This window comes from Dethiosulfatibacter aminovorans DSM 17477 (genome assembly GCF_900142005.1).
Taxonomy (GTDB): domain Bacteria; phylum Bacillota; class Clostridia; order Tissierellales; family Dethiosulfatibacteraceae; genus Dethiosulfatibacter; species Dethiosulfatibacter aminovorans.
Map to the genome: position 1 here is coordinate 1 of NZ_FQZL01000006.1, position 19,643 is coordinate 19,643.

General features: G+C 38.0%; 20 protein-coding genes. 18 read left to right on the top strand and 2 right to left on the bottom strand.

The genetic code is table 11. The features are described 5' to 3' along the window. From BUB05_RS03430 to BUB05_RS03480, 11 genes are all read left to right on the top strand, one after another. Positions 1-648 (top strand): aldehyde ferredoxin oxidoreductase C-terminal domain-containing protein (locus BUB05_RS03430; protein ID WP_217683715.1); only part of this gene is annotated, 648 nt, incomplete at its 5' end. An 89-nt stretch (positions 649-737) separates the two neighbouring features. Further along, on the top strand, positions 738-938 hold the full coding sequence (gene thiS, locus BUB05_RS03435) for a sulfur carrier protein ThiS (protein ID WP_094762687.1): 201 nt from the start codon (positions 738-740) through the stop codon (positions 936-938). A gap of 97 nt (positions 939-1,035) precedes the next feature. Continuing rightward, positions 1,036-1,551 carry a signal peptidase I gene (lepB, locus tag BUB05_RS03440; protein WP_073047234.1) on the top strand — a complete coding sequence of 172 codons (516 nt, stop codon included), beginning with the start codon at positions 1,036-1,038 and terminating at the stop codon, positions 1,549-1,551. A 24-nt stretch (positions 1,552-1,575) separates the two neighbouring features. After that, positions 1,576-3,015: an aminoacyl-histidine dipeptidase gene (locus tag BUB05_RS03445; protein ID WP_073047238.1), complete on the top strand. Its 1,440-nt coding sequence runs from the start codon at positions 1,576-1,578 to the stop codon at positions 3,013-3,015. A 185-nt stretch (positions 3,016-3,200) separates the two neighbouring features. Beyond that, positions 3,201-4,820, top strand: coding sequence for a DEAD/DEAH box helicase (locus BUB05_RS03450; RefSeq protein WP_073047242.1), 1,620 nt, complete (start codon positions 3,201-3,203; stop codon positions 4,818-4,820). Between the two features lie 11 nt (positions 4,821-4,831). Beyond that, a complete protein-coding gene (locus BUB05_RS03455; RefSeq protein ID WP_073047245.1) occupies positions 4,832-5,671 on the top strand; it encodes an HAD-IIB family hydrolase in 840 nt (279 codons plus the stop codon). Further along, complete coding sequence (gene mnmL / locus BUB05_RS03460) at positions 5,664-6,614, top strand: tRNA modification radical SAM protein MnmL/YtqA (RefSeq protein ID WP_073047248.1); 951 nt, start codon at positions 5,664-5,666, stop codon at positions 6,612-6,614. The genes BUB05_RS03455 and mnmL overlap by 8 nt, the downstream gene beginning before the upstream one ends. 68 nt (positions 6,615-6,682) lie before the next feature. Then, entirely contained in the window at positions 6,683-7,093 is a 411-nt protein-coding gene (locus tag BUB05_RS03465; protein WP_073047250.1) for a hypothetical protein, read from the top strand. Between the two features lie 131 nt (positions 7,094-7,224). Then, on the top strand, positions 7,225-8,571 hold the full coding sequence (locus BUB05_RS03470) for an NOL1/NOP2/sun family putative RNA methylase (RefSeq protein ID WP_073047253.1): 1,347 nt from the start codon (positions 7,225-7,227) through the stop codon (positions 8,569-8,571). Beyond that, positions 8,571-9,296, top strand: a complete 726-nt coding sequence (locus BUB05_RS03475; protein ID WP_425430034.1) for a pseudouridine synthase — start codon at positions 8,571-8,573, stop codon at positions 9,294-9,296. The genes BUB05_RS03470 and BUB05_RS03475 overlap by 1 nt, the downstream gene beginning before the upstream one ends. A gap of 58 nt (positions 9,297-9,354) precedes the next feature. Next, entirely contained in the window at positions 9,355-9,909 is a 555-nt protein-coding gene (locus tag BUB05_RS03480) for a DUF6648 family protein (RefSeq protein ID WP_073047256.1), read from the top strand. Between the two features lie 150 nt (positions 9,910-10,059). Here BUB05_RS03480 and BUB05_RS03485 read toward each other — a convergent pair whose 3' ends face one another. Next, on the bottom strand, positions 10,060-10,560 hold the full coding sequence (locus BUB05_RS03485; RefSeq protein ID WP_073047259.1) for an endolytic transglycosylase MltG: 501 nt from the start codon (positions 10,558-10,560) through the stop codon (positions 10,060-10,062). Positions 10,561-10,690: 130 nt separating this feature from the next. Between BUB05_RS03485 and BUB05_RS03490 the strand changes: the two genes are divergently transcribed. Both BUB05_RS03490 and BUB05_RS03495 read left to right on the top strand, forming a co-directional pair. Further along, positions 10,691-11,620: an RluA family pseudouridine synthase gene (locus tag BUB05_RS03490; RefSeq protein ID WP_073047262.1), complete on the top strand. Its 930-nt coding sequence runs from the start codon at positions 10,691-10,693 to the stop codon at positions 11,618-11,620. A 171-nt stretch (positions 11,621-11,791) separates the two neighbouring features. Next, positions 11,792-13,270: a nucleoside kinase gene (locus BUB05_RS03495; RefSeq protein ID WP_073047264.1), complete on the top strand. Its 1,479-nt coding sequence runs from the start codon at positions 11,792-11,794 to the stop codon at positions 13,268-13,270. Positions 13,271-13,521: 251 nt separating this feature from the next. On the opposite strand, the gene rodA is transcribed toward BUB05_RS03495, so the two are convergent. Next, positions 13,522-14,634 carry a rod shape-determining protein RodA gene (rodA, locus tag BUB05_RS03500; protein WP_073047267.1) on the bottom strand — a complete coding sequence of 371 codons (1,113 nt, stop codon included), beginning with the start codon at positions 14,632-14,634 and terminating at the stop codon, positions 13,522-13,524. Positions 14,635-14,725: 91 nt separating this feature from the next. Here rodA and mnmA point away from each other — a divergent pair, with 91 nt between their 5' ends. The 5 genes from mnmA (at position 14,726) to rplU (ending at position 19,641) form a co-directional block, all read left to right on the top strand. After that, positions 14,726-15,787: a tRNA 2-thiouridine(34) synthase MnmA gene (mnmA, locus tag BUB05_RS03505; RefSeq protein ID WP_073047270.1), complete on the top strand. Its 1,062-nt coding sequence runs from the start codon at positions 14,726-14,728 to the stop codon at positions 15,785-15,787. A 99-nt stretch (positions 15,788-15,886) separates the two neighbouring features. After that, entirely contained in the window at positions 15,887-16,729 is an 843-nt protein-coding gene (locus BUB05_RS03510) for a deoxyribonuclease IV (RefSeq protein ID WP_073047274.1), read from the top strand. Further along, positions 16,730-18,583 (top strand): TIGR03960 family B12-binding radical SAM protein, encoded by a 1,854-nt coding sequence (locus tag BUB05_RS03515; RefSeq protein ID WP_073047277.1) that lies wholly within the window; start codon positions 16,730-16,732, stop codon positions 18,581-18,583. Next, a complete protein-coding gene (locus tag BUB05_RS03520; RefSeq protein WP_073047280.1) occupies positions 18,567-19,238 on the top strand; it encodes a TIGR03936 family radical SAM-associated protein in 672 nt (223 codons plus the stop codon). Before BUB05_RS03515 ends, BUB05_RS03520 begins: the two co-directional genes overlap by 17 nt. A gap of 91 nt (positions 19,239-19,329) precedes the next feature. Further along, entirely contained in the window at positions 19,330-19,641 is a 312-nt protein-coding gene (rplU, locus tag BUB05_RS03525; RefSeq protein WP_073047282.1) for a 50S ribosomal protein L21, read from the top strand. Positions 19,642-19,643 lie beyond the last annotated feature (2 nt).

The following is a 19,643-nucleotide window of genomic DNA, read 5'->3' on the forward strand; positions in this document are numbered from 1 at the left end:
ACAAACAAGGGACCCCAGCACGACGAGGCGTGGCTCATATTCATAGACATGGTGAACAACCAGATACCGACATTCGAGGAAAAGGCGGAAGCCCTCCACTATTTCCCCATGTTCAGGACGTGGTTCGGACTTCTCGGCCTGTGCAAGCTGCCCTGGAACGACATAGCACCTGCAAACAACTCCGAGACTGAGGAACCTGCGAAGATACCCGAGCACGTGCAGAACTACCTTGACCTCTACTACGGAATAACAGGAACAAGGATGACTCCTGAAGACATGGTTGAGCAGTCGGAGAGGACATACAACTTCCAGAGGATCTTCAACATAAGGATGGGCAAGGGCCTCAGAGTGAACGACAAGACCCCTTACAGGACAATGGGACCTGTAACCCCCGAGGAATACGAATCAAGAGCCGAAAGATACGACAAGCAGCTCAAGGAGACCGTAGGATACGACCCGACAGGAAAGACAGTTGAAGAAAAGATAGCTGCAATGAGGGCATACAGGGAAGACCAGTACGAGAAGCTTACAGACGCAGTCTACAAAAGAAGAGGATGGACAGAGAACGGAGTGCCCACTCCTGAGAAGCTGAAGGCAATAGGCATGGACCTTCCGGAACTTCTTGAGGTTGTAGAGAAGCATATTTAAAAAAATTGATGATTTTATGTTGATTAAATCATGAAAGAACATTAAAATGAGTAGAGGTGCTGTCTCTGCTCATTTTTTATAGGAGGTTAATGATGCTTTTAAACAACAGACAATTTGAACACTATGTGGAAAACATGTCCATACAGGATGTAATAGATGTAATGAAATTCACGTATCCCAGGCTGGTAGTAAAAGTCAACGGGAAATTGATTCAAAAAAAAGAGTATTCAAATGTATTTTTAAATGAGAACGATGATGTGAAAATACACCATCTATTGGCCGGCGGCTGATATGATTGTTAAGTTTTTATAATAATACAAATAATATTGTATAGCGAATAAGTATATATGGTATAATTGTTTATGATTTTACCAAAGGAGTTGTTATATGAAGTCACTAAATTATTTCATAAAGGAATGGATAATTCCTATAATCGTAGCTCTGTTGATAGTGGTATTTTTGAATAAATTCATTTTTATTCTTGTTACAGTTCCGACAGGTTCCATGGAAACAACAATTATGCCTGGAGACAAGCTTTACGTTACCAAAATATACAACGAGGAAAATTTTGAAAGAGGAGACATTATAGTCTTTTATTCAGATGAACTTGAAAAGGTGCTTGTCAAGAGACTCATTGGATTACCCGGAGACGAGGTTTTAATTGACGAGGACGGTATAGTGCATGTCAATGGAGAAGAAATTGATGAACCATATGCAAAGAATACCAGCCAAAATCCACAAGTTTTCAATGTCACTGAAAAATCATATTTTTTCATGGGAGACAACAGACCGAATTCATTGGACGCCAGAGCCTGGGAACAGCCATATATTCCCGAAGACAAGGTAATGGGAGTAGCATTGTTCAGATTTTTCCCGTTCAGCCGAGTTGGTAGAATCGAATAGAACAGTAATGATTAGGAGAAGATTATGAGTAGAATATTGGAAGGATACAGACCGGAAAGAGTATTGTACTATTTTGAAGAGATTTCTAAGATACCAAGATGCTCAGGCAATGAAAAGCAGATCAGCGATTATCTTGTTGACTGGGCAAAATCCAAGAATCTTGAGGTTTACCAGGACGAATATCATAATGTTGTAATATACAAGAAGGGCACACCAGGTTATGAAAATTCTCCTACAGTAGTTTTGCAAGGCCATATGGATATGGTATGCGAGAAGAATGAAGATACTGTCCATGATTTTGACAATGACCCCATAAAACTTGTAGTCAAGGAAGACCACATACATGCGGATGGAACTACGCTGGGAGCGGACAATGGAATAGCGGTTGCAATGAATCTGGCAATACTGGAATCGGATGACATACCTCACCCGCCTTTGGAAGTTCTTATTACTTCAGACGAAGAAACAGGGATGACTGGAGCCATGAATGTTGATCCTTCAGTACTGAAGGGGAGAATTCTTTTAAACCTTGACAGTGAAGGAGAAGGAATATTCACTGCCGGTTGTGCAGGTGGCGGGAGAATCAATTTTTCATCGAAAATAGACAGAAAAGAAGGCAAATATTCAAAAAAATACAGAATCGGCATAAAAGGTCTTGTTGGAGGACACTCGGGAGTCGAAATCCATCTTGACAGGGCAAATGCAAACAAGCTCATGGGTAGATTATTGTTCAAACTTAGGGAGTTTGCAGAAATAGAAGATGTGCAGGGTGGTTCCGCAGACAATGCAATCCCGAGAGAAGCATTTGCAGTAGCTTCAACAGATGATTCTGACAAGTTGAAATCGGAAGTTGAGGAGATGGAGAAAACCTTCAGAAACGAGTATGCATTCTCAGACGCTGGAATAGTCATTGAAATTCAGGAAGTGGAAGAATCAATCTGTGAAGTTTTTTCTGACGATTTCCTTGACAGATACCTTAAATTGATAAATCTTGTGCCTTATGGGCCATTGAAGATTAACAGGGATATAGATCTGGTCATCCAGTCAAACAACCCTGGAGTTGTAAAGATTGAAGATGGCTTCTTGAAGGTAAAATGTGCCGCCAGGAGTTCAATAGCCACCCTGAGGGATGATTTCTGTGATCAGATGGTCCAGCTGGGAGAAGCAACAGGTTTTGAAGTTGAAAAGAGAGCTTTCTATCCGGGATGGGAGTATGCAAAGGAATCATATATAAGAGATTTGTGTGCAGATGTTTTCAAGGAAGAATTTGGAACCGAAGCAAAGGTAGAAGCCATCCATGCCGGACTTGAATGCGGATTTTTCATTGAAAAGATACCTGAAATGGATGCAGTATCCTTTGGACCTGAAATGCATGACATTCATACACCTGACGAGCATCTTAGCATTTCATCAACTGAGAGGACATACAATCTTGTGAAGAGTATTTTGAAAAAAATCAAATAACAGGCATAACAGACGAGTCATATATGTAAATATATGGCTCTTGTTGTTTTGGCATTTTTAAAATTTGAATCATAAAATCATAGATTCAGGTGTTTATACTTATTTTACTTTCCTTAGCTAAAATAAAGCTTGCTTATTGTTGATTTAATGATATAATGGTACGATTAAACAAAAAGGATGAGATAATGCTAATTAAAGAATTAAAGGTAAAACAAGAAATAATCAAAGGTTTGGAAGACATGGGGTTCGAAAGGCTTACCCCGATACAGACAGAGGTTATGGATCCTATAATGGATGGAAAAGATGTAATAGGACAGGCCCATACGGGTACTGGGAAGACTGCAGCCTTTTCAATTCCGGTAATAAATAATATTGATCTTGATATAAACAAGCCCCAGTGCTTGATTCTTTGCCCTACAAGAGAACTGGCTGTACAGGTGAAAAAAGAAATCAAAAAAATAACTGCACATATGAACATAAAGTCAACTGCAGTATACGGTGGAGCGCCAGTAGTTGATCAAATTAAAAAAATCAGAAGAGGAAGCCATATAATTGTTGGAACCCCGGGAAGAACAATAGATTTGATCAGAAGAAGGGTCATATCATTCAATAATATCAAAACTGTAATACTTGATGAAGCTGATGAAATGTTGAAAATGGGCTTCAGAGAGGATATTGAAACAATTTTGGAAAATGCCAATGAAGATATTCAGACACTTTTCTTTTCTGCAACGATACCCAAGGAAGTAAGAAACCTTAAGAATAAGTATCAGAAAAATCCTATATTCATTAAAACAGTTACTGACGAGGTGACATCCAGTACCATCAATCAAAGCTATTATATAGTCAAACATTCAAAAAAGATTGAAGCGCTGGAAAGAATTCTTAATATTTATTCGCCAAAGCTTGCATTGGTTTTCTGCAACACCAAACGTATGGTTGATGAAGTGGCTGATCAGATGATGGAAAAGGGATACAACTGTGATAAAATCCACGGTGATATAAAGCAAAGCACAAGACTAGACGTTCTAAACAAATTCAATAATGGAATAATCAACATACTGATTGCTACAGATGTTGCAGCAAGAGGTTTGGACATAAAAAATGTCGAGGCTGTAATAAACTATGACGTTCCTGAAAAAGAAGACTATTATGTTCACCGTGTAGGACGAACAGGCAGAGCTGGAAGCAAAGGATATTCCTTTACTCTTTCATCCTACAGGGATCTTGAAAGAATACAGAATATAGAAAGGTATACCAAGAAGGAAATAAGAAAGAGAAATATTCCTACTGCAGAGAGGGTACTGGATGTAAAGAAGGAAAAGCTTGTTAATTCTGTTGTGGATTATATAAACAACGAAGACTTGACGGAAGCTGATGGACTCCTTGAAATGCTTAATAAAGCAGAAGTGAATATGGAAGATGCTGTGAAGGCTCTGATAAAGATGAACTATGACTTTAAGGTTGCTGCTTATGAAGAGGACATCAATGACAGCTTTAGGAAAAAATCGCACAATGCTAAAGGAATGGGCAAAGGGAAGAGAAAACAGTCCAATCCTGAAAATTATGACAGATACTATATACAGGTAGGAAGGAAAGACAAGGCTAGAGAAAGTGATATTCTTGGCGCTGTAGCCGGAGAATGCAAGATTTCAGCATCAGAAGTGGGAAAAATAGATGTCTATGAAACTTTTTCATTCTTCAATGTGGTTAAGTCAGAAAGAAAAAATATACTTTCAAAAATGAAAAATGTTAAAATAAAGGGAAGAAAGGTCAGTGCCGAGCTGACAAGAAAAAGAAAATAGCTGGTGATAATATGAAATTTGAATTGATTGCTCTTGATTTGGACGGAACATTACTGAACAGAGAAAAGAAAATTGATTTGATAACAGCTGATTATTTGAAAAAACTTAAAAATGATGACGTTGACATAATAATTGCTACCGGGAGAAGCCATTTTGATGCTGTCAAATTGACGGAAAACCTTGATTTTGATTTTGATATAATTTCAAACAATGGATCAGTTACCAGAAAGGGACAAAATCATGAACGAATCAATTCCTGCTACATTAAAAATGACGACTTCCAGAAGCTTGTTGAAAAATCACGTGAATATGATTTGCATCCAATTGTCTATGTAGACAAGTTTGAGGATGATTTTGATATAGTAATAGAGCAAAAACGTGATTTTTCAGCGTATAATGGATATATGTGCAAGGCTGAAAGAAGATTCAGAAGGATGGATTTCAGACAATACTGCGACGATGATATCTTGTCGGTTTGCTATGCTGGAAATATAGAGGAATTGACTAATCTTAAAAACAGTATAATAAATCTCTATCCTTCAACCTACAACACTGTTACTTCAATAAACCTAAGCGTTAATGCATTGCTTGAATTTCTTGATATCAGAGGATGTAAATGGGAGGCTCTTAAGAGTTATTGCAATTACAAGGGAATTGACATAAGAAATGTAGCATCCTTTGGAGACGACAACAATGATTTGGAAATGATCATGAATTCAGGACTTGGGATTGTAATGTCAAACGGCACTAAGAAACTGAAGGACAACGGAAACAGGGTTACAGAATTTAGCAATGACCGCAACGGAGTGTATCATGAGCTGGTTAAATTGTTTGGAGAGATAAATGGATAGGATATATTTTGAGTATTCAAAATACCTCAAAAATAAATATGGGTGCAAGGTATACAGACTTCCTGTAAACATTCCTGTAACCTGTCCCAACAGAGACGGTCTTCTGGGAACGGGAGGCTGTATTTTTTGCGGTGATGTTGGTGCCGGATTTGAAATGCATGACAGCAGCATGTCGGTTCGCAGCCAGCTTGACAAGAACAAGGAGTACATTGGGAAAAAGTACAAGGCTGAGAAATTCATTGCATATTTTCAAAATTATACCAACACATATTTGAGTGTTGAGGAGCTGAAGGAAAACATTGAAGAGGCGTTGATTGAAGATTTGGCAGGCATATCCATATCAACAAGGCCTGACTGTATCAGCGAAGAGCAGCTGAAAATGCTTTCCGAAGTAAGAGACAGGGAAGGCATTGACATAGAAATCGAACTTGGACTGCAAACCTGCAACTACAAGACGCTTAAAAAAATCAACAGGGGACACACCTTGGCGGAATTCATAGATGCTGTTCTTATGATCAAAAAATATGGATTTGAAGTGTGTGCTCATATAATATTGAATCTTCCATGGGATGATATGGAAGATGTCATTGAAAATGCAAAGATACTCTCCGCTCTGAAAATAAAATTTGTCAAGGTTCATTCCTTGTATATACTAAAAAACACCATACTTGGAGAAATGTATAAAAACGATGAAATTAAAATGATAGAAAAAGACGAATATTTGGAAAGGCTAGAAGCGTTTTTGTTATACCTTTCTCCGGATATAGTGGTTCAAAGACTTTTTGGAAGGGCTCCCAAGGATGAGACTCTTTTTTCCAACTGGGGAACATCCTGGAGGAAGCTAAAAGATGAATTTATATTAAAAATGAAGGTCGATAATTCGTATCAGGGTAAACTTTGCAATTATCTTGGCGGACGAGCCTTAAATATGAAGAAAATTTAAACGACTTATTGATAGAAAACCTTTTCCATTTATGCTATAATAATAAAAAAGCAATGGAGGCGGTTAAAATGGTCAAGCTAGTTTGTGGTTCTAAAGGAACCGGAAAGACAAGAAAAATGATTGAGATGGGAAATGATTCTGTAAGCACTGTCAAAGGTAAGGTTTTCTTTCTTGAAGCAAACAATAAGCATATATTTGATTTAAACCATGACATCAAGTACATTAATACAAAGGATTTTGGAATAGACAATCCAGATCAATTCCTGGGTTTTGCATACGGATTGCTGGCAGCGGATTATGATATTGAACTGGTTTATATAGACGGGTTGTATAAAATTGCCCATATAGAGGCAGGAGATTTGGAAGATGTAATAAGAAAACTTGAAACTGCATCTGAAAAATTTGAAGTGGATTTTGTTATGAGTGTAAGTTTTGATGAACATCAGCTGACACCTGAAATGAAAGAATACATATTTTAGATGAAAACAGATGGCGCCTGTAATATCAGGTGCCATTTTTTATTGCTTTTATTCCGTGTCTCTGATAGAATTTGTATGCTGTAACATGTGCGTATTACTTTCTTAAGCTGGAATAAACGAGGTGTAAAATTATGATGTTGCCAAGGAAATTTGAAGATAGAATGAAAATGCTTCTTAAAGATGATTACGATGAATTCATCGATTCTTTTGATAAAAGAAACGTTAGGGGTATAAGGCGCAATTCATTGAAAATCAGCGAAGATGATTTTTTAAAAAAAATTGAATACCTGAAAGAACCGATACCCTGGTGCAATGAAGGCTATTATATTGATTATGACAGCAGACCGGGGAAGGACATATACTATCACTGCGGATTGTTTTATATACAGGAACCAAGCGCTTCGCTGCCTGTGGAACTTCTTAACCCCCTTCCTGGAGAAAGAGTCCTTGATCTATGTGCTGCACCTGGAGGAAAGACAACGCAGATCGGTGCAAAGATGAAAAATGAAGGAATTCTTATAGCCAATGACGTGAATAGAAAAAGACTTCTTTCTCTAAAAAGGAATATACAGCTGTTTGGCATCACTAATTCTATTGTAACCAATGAAACTGCAGAGACAATGAAGGTTCCCTTTGAAAACTATTTTGATAAGATTCTTGTAGATGCACCATGCTCCGGAGAAGGAATGTTCAGAAGGGATGAAAAAACGAAGAATAGATATTCGACCTATGAAGACAATAAGTTTACGGAAATGCAGAAAGAAATTCTTGACCATGCCAAGGACCTATTAAGACCTGGTGGCGAGTTGGTTTATTCTACGTGTACGTTTTCAACTGAAGAAAACGAAAAAGTCATCCTGGAATTCCTTGAAAATAATAAGGACTTTGAACTGATCGACGATATTGGTTTACATAATTCGACGAAACAGTTGTCAAAAGGGTTGATGGGACTTGATGAAGCAATTAGAATATGGCCCCATGTGGCAAATGGAGAGGGACATTTTGCAGTAAAGCTTAAAAAAACAGAGGAATCTAGCGGCAACATTGGAAATGTTGAAACGATTGCATATGAAAATAGGCAGATATGCTCTGTGAAGGCTTTTGCTGACGAAGTGGGCTTGGACATCGGCGGCTGGGATTTGGTGCTTAAAAAGGGCAAAATATTCAAGGAAACGGGAATTGGGACCAAAGGCATGGATGTGTTCTATAATGGATTGGAAGTCGGATTTGAAAAAAACGGAAGATTCATGCCTTCCCAGGCTCTGGCATCTTTCCTGAAAAAGGAGGATGTGAACAAATCAGTGGACATTGGAATTGAAGGTCCTGAAGCACTTAAGTATCTTAAAGGTGAAACACTTCACATTAATGGTGAAAAGGGATGGAATCTTGTGGCTATAGACGGGTTTTCTGCAGGATGGGGAAAATTGTCTCAGGGAATACTGAAAAACCATTACCTGAAAGAGTGGAGGATGATGTAATGGCAGTGATGAGACTTGACAAGCTACTGTCCAACATGGGTTATGGAAGCAGAAGGGAAATAAAGTCACTGGTCAAATCCGGACATGTGGAGATTGATGGAAAAACAATAGAGGACCCTTCTTCAAAAGTAGACACTGATGAAAGCAAAGTGTTTGTAAGAGGGGAGCATGTGGAGTATAGGAAGTACACATACATCATGCTCAACAAGCCGGCCGGTATTGTTTCATCGACTGACAGCAGGGACACCAATGTCATTGATATATTAGACGGCAAGCTGAAAAATATCAGTCTTTTCCCGGCAGGGAGACTGGATAAGGATACGGAAGGATTTGTGCTTCTTACAAATGATGGAAAAATGGCTCACAATATCCTGTCTCCAAAAAAACATGTTGAAAAGGAATATTATGTGGAGCTTGACGGTGAACTTTCGGAAAATGGTAGAATTTCAATAGAAAATGGGATTACACTTGAGGACGGAAGTCAATGTCTTGATTGCAGGATAGAAATGATATCCAACGAAATGAAATTATGTAAACTAAAGATATTTATCAGAGAGGGGAAATATCATCAGATCAAAAGAATGTTTGAAATGACAGGTAGAAAAGTGACTTATTTAAAGAGACTGTCAATAGGTGATATAAGACTGGACAGCAATCTTGAAAAGGGTGAATATCGGGAATTGTCATCAGACGAATTGGATAAGTTGCCGGTTAGTGAAGACTAGAATGCAATAATGTGTTATAATAGGAATACAAAAATGCAATATATAGAAAGGTGTTAATTTGAAATACAATACGAAACAAGATACAAAAATCGAAAGATTTTATGAGAATAGGGACTCATTGATTATAAGATTGAGAAAAGGTGAAATAACGAAAAGAGAGTATATACTTTTAAGTCATGCATTTATAGTCAGTTCGAAATCGGCTCCCTTTGAAACGATCGACTGTGTTGAAAAAGGGATGTACAACTATCAGTATTACAATACAATGGCAAAATACTATAAAACCCTTGCTTTGGATGAAAGAGGCAAGGAAAAACACAACAATTTTCATAAAACATATCTTAAAGAATGCAATTACTTCTACGATGAAAAAGACAAGACCACTTTCAGGCTTTTAAGACATATGAATTATGAGAATATCGAGGCGTATTTCATAGAGATGGAATCGGAAAAACTAAAGAATGTTCTTTATGAAGTAGTACTGAAGGAATATAAATTTGCAGTTCTTCATTCCAAAAGTGTTTGGATACTGAATGCATTGAAGAAACAGGAGGTTTTTTCGGAAGAGACTCGTAAATCAGTGATTGATTATTATGTCAATGACCTGTACTGAAACGAAGGCAAAATAATTGCTGAACAATAGCGTATCGTTGCAATAAACAAAAATCAAGAATCTTCAGATTCTTGATTTTTTCAATACTTTATCACTTTTCAATGGTTAAACTACCGTTTTGCTATCGTTCCACTAATGTTTTTCCATTAACTAGTTCATTCTGGCAATTTCCTTAATGATTTCGTCAAGTCCCATGTCGGAAGTGATTTCGAAATCACCTGATTTAAGCTTGGTATCCATACCGAGTTCAATTGATCTTTGTATGAATTCGTCAGAATCGGATATCAGATTCTTGTTGTACAGGATTTCAGCTATTGACTGGGCCGAACTTCCTGAAGGGATAGTAACCATGACAGTCCTTATTTCATCTTCAGGACTGTTGTTATCAACGGTAGAATCATCAGGAATTTCATTGTCCGTGTCTGATGGATCTTGATCGCCTGGAGTATTTTCTTGAGTTTCATCAGGAATATTTGTTTCTATTGGAATCTCATCACCATCCTGAATTGGGTTTTTTGAAATATCAAAACTAAACAAAATGTTAAATCTCCAAATGAGTATAACTCCTATGACTACGACAATCATCAAAATAATTGCATAATCTGTTGATTCATAAAAAAAGTCTTTTATTGCATTTATAAGTTTTTTCAAAAAGATATCACTCCATTCGCTAAAGTCATAATAAATATATCACAATATTTGGACGTATTCAATATATATAATGTTCCATTTGCACCGGAATTATATTATAATATTTAGAGTACTTTTAGAAAGGAATAATATGAAAACCATTAAGATAGACAGAAATGAAGAGAAGCAGAGGATTGACAGATTTTTAAAGAAATATCTCAACAAGGCTCCCAGTACCTTCATATACAAGATACTCAGGAAAAAATATATCAAGGTCAACGGAAAAAGGGTCAAGGAAGAGTACTTCCTGGAATCAGGGGATATTGTGGAAATATACCTTGCCGATGATACCATTGAGAAATTCAGAGAATCAAAGTCATATGTTGAAAACAAAGGTGAACTTGACATTGTTTATGAAGATTCAAACATATTGCTCGTAAACAAGCCGGCAGGAATCGATGTGCAACCTTCCGGAGATGGAAGGATTTCCCTGGTGGACAAGCTCCTTGCTTATCTGGATGAAGCTGATGGTGCCGGGACTTTCAGGCCTTCATTCTGCAACAGGCTGGACAGGAATACCACCGGGATAATCATTGCTGCAAAAAACTACAATTCTTTGAAAGAAATGAATGAAAACATTAGGAATAGAAACCTGAACAAGTACTACTATTCGATAGTGAAGGGGGAAATATCCCGAAATGTTGAAATAGGTGGATTTTTAAGGAAACGATCAGATGTAAACAAGGTCGAGGTCATAAATGCTGCTGAAGAAGGATATAAGGAAATCACTACCAGAATAAGACCTGTTTCCTGCAGTAATGGCTTTACGGAAATAGAGGTCCAGCTTATAACCGGAAGGACTCATCAGATCAGGGCGCACTTAAGCAGCATAGGCCATCCACTGGTCGGGGACGTCAAATACGGAGGCAAGATGAAAGGTGTGAAACGTTATCTCCTTCATTCAAAAAAGCTGGAATTCAGGGGGTTTAAGGGGAAACTTGAATACCTTAACGGGAAAGTGTTTGAAACGAATTGTCCTGAAAACTATTTGAAACTAAAAAAAGAGTTGATGGATCAATAGGGGACAGGAGCAGACATGAAATCTGCTCCCGTTAGGGTGAATAAAGGTTAACCTTGTTAACTTAAACGAATATTAAGGAAAAATGTTCCAAGAATCAAGTGACAAAATAAAAACAGATATGGGCACAGTCCCAGTGTCTGAAATCTTACAAATAATTGTGCAGGTGAAAATATGAGTGATATTCAAATATATAACGACAATGCCTTGAGAAGATATATAAACACATTGGTGCTTGTTTATCTTGAAGCATGCAATAAAACATTTCCGGGGAAACAGGTTGTAATAGAACATTCAATAAACAAGGGATTTTATACAGAGCTTGTATTGAACAGGGAACTGGTGGAAGATGATGTTGAAAAAATAAAGATGGAAATGAATAGAATCATAGCAGACAATATGGAAATCAGTAAGGAACTGTTGAAGAAAGAAGAGGCCATAAGGATTTTTAAAAAACAGAATATGATGGACAAGGTCCTTCTTTTTGAAAATCTTGAGATTAAAAATATCAAGGTAAGCAAGATAAACAAGACCTATTATAATATTATGGGTGAAACCTACAAAAACACGGGAAAACTTGAAAGCTATGATCTGAAAATATCTGCACCGGGGCTGGTCCTGATATTTCCCAGAAAGGAATTCAATTATTCAATTCCTGAATACAACCATCAGGAAAAATTGTTCAACATATTCATTGAATCGGAAATATGGGCTAAACTCTTGAAAGTGAGTAATGCAGGAGAGCTTAACAGGTCCATACTGAATGATGAGATCAATGATATAATAAGGGTGACTGAAGCTCTTCATGAAAAGAAAATCGCTTATATAGCCGACAGCATATGTGAAAGCGATGCAAGAGTAATATTGATAGCAGGCCCTTCGTCGTCTGGAAAAACAACCTTTGCCAACAGACTTGGAATACAACTGAAGGTCAACGGCAAGGATTACCTGACAATTTCTCTTGATGATTATTTTGTCGAAAGGGAAAACACACCGAGGGACAGTGATGGAGAATATGATTTCGACACTATTGAAGCTCTTGATCTGGAACTTTTCAACAAGGATTTGAACAGTCTTCTTGCAGGCGAGGAAATTACCATGCCAAAATTCAACTTCTTTACTGGGAAAAGAGAAAGTCACGATAAACCTGTTTCCGTAGACAGGGGGCAGTATATTGTAATAGAAGGAATACACGGGCTTAACGAAAGATTGACAGCCTCCATAGAACAAAAACTCAAATACAGAATATATATCAGTGCGTTGACCCAGCTCAACATAGATGACCACAACAGAGTTTCAACAACGGATTTGAGGCTGATAAGGAGGATTATCAGAGACATGAAGTACAGAGGTCACAACGGTGAACGAACACTGGAGCTCTGGAACAATGTGGTGAAGGGCGAAAACAAATATATTTTTCCCTACCAGGAAAATGCAGATGTCATGTTCAATTCCTCCTTGATATATGAACTTGCCGTACTCAAAAAATATGCAATACCCATAATCGAAAAAATAAGAGACGAATGCAGCTACTGCTACGAAAAGAAAAGATTGCTCCAATTTTTAAGCTACTTCAGGGAAATCGAAGACGACAGCGTAATCCCAAACACCTCCATCATCAAGGAATTCATAGGAGGCAGTTGTTTCCGATAACCATGGCCAAATCCCTCCACTTAATTTTGAGAGATTCGTAAAGCTTTGAATAGGTGAATTTACGACAATTACAAAAAATAATAACAGGCGATAATTACAAAAAATAATAACAGGTAACTGTGAGGTCTCGACTTCGAGGTTCGACAATCAACCTTAATGGATTATAGATTGTCGTTCCGAGGGAGTAGGGAACAGTTACCTGTTATTATTTGTACCCTGCTAAATTGAACAATTGAAGAATTGAGGAAACACTAAAACTCCAGTCCTTCTCTTTTTACTGCCACCGAAAGGGCAAGCCCTATACTTATCATGTTGATCAGCATGAATGTTCCTCCATAGCTGATGAAGGGAAGGGGAATTCCCGTTACGGGAGTAAGCCCTATGGTCATTCCAATATTCTCGAATATGTGGAAAAACATCATTGCCGTTATACCTACAACAATTAATGAACCGAACATGTCCAGAGCATTTTTGGCTATCTTGATAAGCCGGTACATAAGAAAGGCATAGAGGAAAATCAGGAACATGCCTCCAAAGAAGCCAAGTTCCTCTCCGATGACGGCAAAAATGAAATCCGTCTCTTTTGCGGGGAGGAATCCATATTGATTTTGTACTCCCTGAAATAGACCTCTTCCATATACAAGACCGGAGCCTATGGCGATTTTAGACTGTATGACCTGATAACCGGCACCCTGAGGATCGAGACTTGGGTCCAGGAATACCTGTATCCTGTTTATCTGATAGTCGTCAAGAGTCATGGCCAGTATCGGAACCATTATTATTCCTATGGCTATGAATATCAAAAAATATTTCATGTCCAGACCGGAAATAAAAAGCATCACCATTATGAAAAAGATGAATACCATGGAAGTGCCGAAATCGGGCTGAAGCATGATCAGCACTATTGGAAATCCTGCAAAGGCAAGTATCTTTAGGAGGGTAAGAGGACTGTTCAATTCAGCCTTATTCTTGTCTATGAACTTTGCCAATGAAATTATGAGCCCGAATTTTACAACCTCGGAAGGCTGGAAAGTGATGGGACCGATTTCAATCCAACTTCTGGCACCCCACTGGCTTTCACCGAAGCCAAACAACAATACTGCAACAAGCATCAAGTTGCATACCACATAAATTGGAATATAAAAATTTCCGTATATTTCATAGTCAATGAAAATCAGAAAAATCATTATGACTATTCCAAGAAACATGGACAGAAGCTGTCTGTTTACATATCTTGACGAGCCTTCCGCTAGACTCATTGTAGCACTTCTTACTATTATGACACCAAATACGGATAAGACCAGCACGGTTGCTACCAGCGTGAAGTCGAATCTTTTCCAGAACTTTTTATCTATTTTTGACATGATTACCTCAAATTTATATTATATTTTTTAAAGCTTTATGTTAAAATCAATAAAGCAAAACAGCTGCAATTAATTTACAAATGGTGATGCAATGGTAAAAAGAAAAGTGTTAGTAGGACTCAGCGGTGGTTTAGACAGTGCATTGTCCGCATATGTACTAAAAAAAAGTGGATATGAAGTCAAAGGTATACATTTAGTACTTCATGATAATTATGAAGCAGAAAAGGAAAAAAATCAAGCTATAATAAATGCAGGAAAAATAGGTGTTGAACTTGAGGTGGTGGAGCTAAAGGAACTATTTGAAGAAAGAGTGGTGAATCCTTTTGTAGAACTCTATTTGGATGGTAAAACACCCAATCCTTGTATTTACTGCAACTATCATATAAAATATGGTGTCCTTATTGAAATGATGAAGAACAGGGGTTGCGATTTTTTGTCTCTTGGTCATTATGCTAAAATTGAATTTGATGAAAGTTTAAACCAGCATGTATTGAAGAAAAGCAAAAACTCAAGAAAAGACCAGTCGTATTTTCTTCATGGAATAACCAGGGAAAACCTTGGATCGATTATTCTTCCCATGGCTGAATATGAAAACAAGGAAATGGCAAGAAAAGAGATTGAAGAGATCATTCCTGAGCTTGGGAAATTGAGGGAAAGCAAGAATATTTGCTCCATAGGCAACAGGAACTATCAGGCTTTTATCTGCAAAAAAACAGGTGAGAAGCCTCGTCCTGGATTTATCAGTGATGAATGCGGGAAAATACTCGGGAAACATAAGGGAATTATCAACTATACAATTGGGCAAAAAAGAGGCATTAAAGGGAAAATCCATTTGGACTATGTAGTTATTGACATAAACAGTGAAAAGAACGAAATCATCCTCGGTCCGGAGGAAAGGCTCTTCAGTAAAGAAATTGAGGTTGGGAAGTTTAATATTATTGCAGACCGGTTTATGAAATCAGGTAATTTAAAGGTGAAAACGAGCCAGTGGGGTCATGAAACAGGATGCAGCATTGAAATATCCGGCAGGGATAGAGTCGTTATAAGAACAAAGGTCGGAATGAGAGCTCCTGCCATAGGACAGGCTGCAGTGGTATATATGGATGATATTGTAGTTGGCGGGGGAATAATAGACAAGGTAATCAAGGGCTGATTATCAGTGAAAGACAATGCTGTAAATATTGAATAGCTTTAAATGTTTATTTATGGTATTATTAAGTCTGAAAAAAATCAATGGAGAACAGGTGGTTCAATGATAAATATAGGTACACATCTATCGAGTTCAAAAGGTTTTGAGGCTGCTGCAAACATGGCTCTTGAAATTGGAGGAAATACTTTTCAGTATTTTCCTAGAAACCCAAGAGGCGGAGCCGTAAAAAAACTGGATGACAATGATGTTAAGGCATTTCATGAAATAGTGAGGTGCAACAACTTCGCTCCAATATTATGCCATGCCCCATATACATACAACTTAAGCTCTGCAAAGGAAGATGTAAGAACCTTTGCAAGGGAAGCGTTCAGACAGGATCTTGAAAGATTGGAACTTTTACCCTGCGACTTGTACAATTTCCATCCGGGAAGTCATACGGGGCTTGGTGTAGACAAGGGAATAGAGCATATTATCGAGATACTGAATGAAAATATCACGGATGACATTACTTCAACCATACTTTTGGAGACTATGGCCGGGAAAGGTACGGAAATAGGAAGAAGCTTTGAAGAACTTGCCAGAATAATCGATGGAACAAAACAGAAGGAAAAGCTTGGTGTTTGCATGGACACCTGCCACATATTCAGTGCAGGGTATGATATTGTCAATGACCTTGACGGTGTTCTGGAAGAATTTGACAAGCTTATCGGATTGGACAAGTTAAAGGCCATACATCTGAATGACAGCCTGAAACCCTTTGGAGAAAACAAGGACAGGCACGCAGGCATTGGAGAGGGCCTTATTGGACTGGATGCTTTATTGTCTTTTATCAAGCATCCAAAGCTGAAAAACCTGCCTTTTTACCTTGAAACACCATATGACGAAAAAGGCCATGCAAGAGAAATCAAAATGATTAAAGAATTACTGAATGAAGAGGTAGAATAATTGGATATAAACAAATTGGAAGATATTTTATTAAAAGTGGAAAAACCGGCAAGATATACCGGAGGAGAGCTCAATTCCGTCGTCAAGAAAGTTGAAGATGTAAACATCAGATACGCCTTTGCATTCCCTGATGTTTATGAAGTGGGAATGTCTCATCTTGGAATGCATATACTTTACAATCTACTCAATAACATTGACGACGTGTGGTGCGAAAGGGTCTTTGCGCCTTGGACGGACCTTGAAGGGCAGTTGCGTGAAAATGACATGGAACTGTTTGCCCTTGAAAGCATGGACTCCTTGCGAGCTTTCGATATTCTTGGGTTCACATTGCAGTATGAAATGAGCTATACGAACATTTTAAACATGATGGACATGGCCAATATCCCCGTGGAATCGGCAAAAAGGGACAAATCATATCCCCTTGTAATTGCCGGTGGACCTTGTGCCTTTAATCCTGAACCCCTTTATGAATTTGTCGATGTTTTTTTTCTTGGGGAGAGTGAAGAGGTTCTGGCTGAATTTTTGGATCTTTACAGGGAGCACAAGAATAAAGGCTATGAAAAAACAGACTTCTTAAAGGAAGCCTGTCTCATTGAGGGAATATACGTGCCTGAATTCTACGATGTCGAATACAATGAAGATGGTACAATAAGAAAAAGGATAAAACTGTACGACAAGGCTCCGGATACTGTGAAAAAAAGAATAATCAAGGACCTTGACAAGTCATTCTTCCCTGAGAAGATAGTGGTTCCGTTCATTGAAACCGTCCATGACAGGATAATGCTGGAAATATTCAGAGGTTGTACAAGAGGCTGCAGATTTTGTCAGGCAGGGATGATTTATCGTCCCATCAGGGAAAAATCCGTAGAGACTCTTTTGAGACAAGCAGACCTTCTGATTGAGTCTACGGGACATGAAGAAATTTCTCTCTCTTCATTGAGTACGGGAGATTTTTCAAAGCTTATTGAACTGGCAACTGAATTGCTGGATAAATACGAAGAAAGGCGTATAGGCCTTTCATTACCGTCCTTGAGGCTTGATTCCATAACCTTCGACCTTATGGAAAGGGTGCAAAAGGTAAGAAAGTCAGGACTGACCTTTGCACCGGAAGCAGGGACACAGAGAATGAGAGACGTAATAAACAAGAATATTACAGAAGAAGATATAATTGGAACTGTAAAGACTGCATTTGATCTTGGATGGTCTACAGTGAAGCTCTATTTCATGGTAGGTCTGCCTGGAGAGACAATTGAGGATATCTATGGAATCAAGGACCTGGCTTATGACATCAAGAATGAATTCTTCAACAGGGAAAGGGAAAAAATAAGGGGTAACCTGAGAGTGAATGTAAGCGCAGCATGTTTTGTGCCAAAGCCATTTACACCGTTCCAGTGGGAAGCCCAGAACACTGTTGATGAATTTTTTGAAAAAACAGGATTGTTGAAAAAAGCAATCAAGGACAAGAAGGTGTCTTACAGCTACCATGACCCAAAACTAAGTTCCATTGAGGCGGTTTTTGCATTGGGAGACAGAAGGGTGGCGAAGGCATTAAAAACAGCATGGAAAAATGGATGCATATTTGACGGCTGGGGAGACAAGTTCAATTATGAAGTGTGGATGAACTCCTTCAAAGAGTCTGGAGTAGAGCCTGAATTCTACAATCAAAGAGAAAAGGATTTTGAAGAGATACTTCCATGGGATTTCATCGATTGCGGAGTAAACAAGGAGTTCCTGATAAATGAAAAGAAGAAATCTCTGGAAGGAAAAACAACAGAGGACTGCAGACTAAATTGTACAGGATGCGGTGTTAATTTTAATTTGGTTGGAGGTCCGTGCTTTGAAGATAGTATTTAAGTTTACAAAATTAGGAAGATTGAAATTCATTTCACATCTTGATACAATGAGAGTGCTTCAGAGGTCTTTGCGAAGGACCATGATACCTGTAAAGTATTCTGAGGGATATAATCCGCATCCGAAGCTAAGTATAGCCTTTCCCTTGTCCTTGGGAATAGAAAGTACCGGGGAATATGGCGAGGTCGAGATTGACGGTAATATAACGTCAGAAGATTTTATGGATAAAATGAACAGAAACCTTCCGGAAGGCATGAAGATTATTGAAGCGGATGAATACAACAACAAGAAGGCTGTATCGGCCCTGATATCCTCCCAGGTTTATAATTTTACAGTTTCTTTTGAGGAGGAGGATGCTTTGGAAAATGCGATCAAGTCCTTGAATTCCATTCTTGATGATGAATACATCATCGAAAGGGTGAGAAAGAAAAAAAACAAAATCAAAAGAAAGACAATCAATGTAGTAGAATATATTCATGGTGTTAAAATGAGGAATATTGAAGGTTTGGAAATGTCCTTTGACATGACTATAGATATTAATGAAAACGGAAGCTTAAAGGTTGAAGAGATGAAAGAATTCATAACTTCTTCATTAAAAAAGGCTGGAAGAATAAAAGTAAAAAGAATTAATTTAAATTTTATTGACAAAGTAATGTAAATTGGTTATAATTTTATTTTGTAAGCCGCTCTGAACAGGTTTTAAAACGAAAGTACCTGCAATGGCGAGACTGGGTTGAGGAGGTGCATTAATGTACGCAATTATTGAAACAGGCGGAAAACAGTACAAAGTACAGGAAGGCGATGTGATCAGAGTTGAAAAACTGGATCTTGCTGAAGGTGATGCTGTTAAGTTTGACAAAGTGTTGTTTGTATCCAAAGATGGAAGCATAAACACTGGAAAGCCGTATCTTGAAGGAGCTGCAGTAGACGCAGTTGTTGAAGGTCATGGAAAGGCTAAGAAAATCATTGTTTTCAAATATAAGGCTAAAAAAGATTATAGAAAGAAGCAAGGACACAGACAGCCATATACACAAGTTAAGATTGAAAAGATTGTTGGTTAATC

Coding starts and splice junctions, on each gene's coding strand:
- thiS (WP_094762687.1), top strand. CDS start 738: ATGATGCTTTTAAACAACAGACAATTTGAACACTATGTGGAAAACATG.
- lepB (WP_073047234.1), top strand. CDS start 1,036: ATGAAGTCACTAAATTATTTCATAAAGGAATGGATAATTCCTATAATC.
- BUB05_RS03445 (WP_073047238.1), top strand. CDS start 1,576: ATGAGTAGAATATTGGAAGGATACAGACCGGAAAGAGTATTGTACTAT.
- BUB05_RS03450 (WP_073047242.1), top strand. CDS start 3,201: ATGCTAATTAAAGAATTAAAGGTAAAACAAGAAATAATCAAAGGTTTG.
- BUB05_RS03455 (WP_073047245.1), top strand. CDS start 4,832: ATGAAATTTGAATTGATTGCTCTTGATTTGGACGGAACATTACTGAAC.
- mnmL (WP_073047248.1), top strand. CDS start 5,664: ATGGATAGGATATATTTTGAGTATTCAAAATACCTCAAAAATAAATAT.
- BUB05_RS03465 (WP_073047250.1), top strand. CDS start 6,683: ATGGTCAAGCTAGTTTGTGGTTCTAAAGGAACCGGAAAGACAAGAAAA.
- BUB05_RS03470 (WP_073047253.1), top strand. CDS start 7,225: ATGATGTTGCCAAGGAAATTTGAAGATAGAATGAAAATGCTTCTTAAA.
- BUB05_RS03475 (WP_425430034.1), top strand. CDS start 8,571: ATGGCAGTGATGAGACTTGACAAGCTACTGTCCAACATGGGTTATGGA.
- BUB05_RS03490 (WP_073047262.1), top strand. CDS start 10,691: ATGAAAACCATTAAGATAGACAGAAATGAAGAGAAGCAGAGGATTGAC.
- BUB05_RS03495 (WP_073047264.1), top strand. CDS start 11,792: ATGAGTGATATTCAAATATATAACGACAATGCCTTGAGAAGATATATA.
- rodA (WP_073047267.1), bottom strand. CDS start 14,634: ATGTCAAAAATAGATAAAAAGTTCTGGAAAAGATTCGACTTCACGCTG.
- mnmA (WP_073047270.1), top strand. CDS start 14,726: ATGGTAAAAAGAAAAGTGTTAGTAGGACTCAGCGGTGGTTTAGACAGT.
- BUB05_RS03510 (WP_073047274.1), top strand. CDS start 15,887: ATGATAAATATAGGTACACATCTATCGAGTTCAAAAGGTTTTGAGGCT.
- rplU (WP_073047282.1), top strand. CDS start 19,330: ATGTACGCAATTATTGAAACAGGCGGAAAACAGTACAAAGTACAGGAA.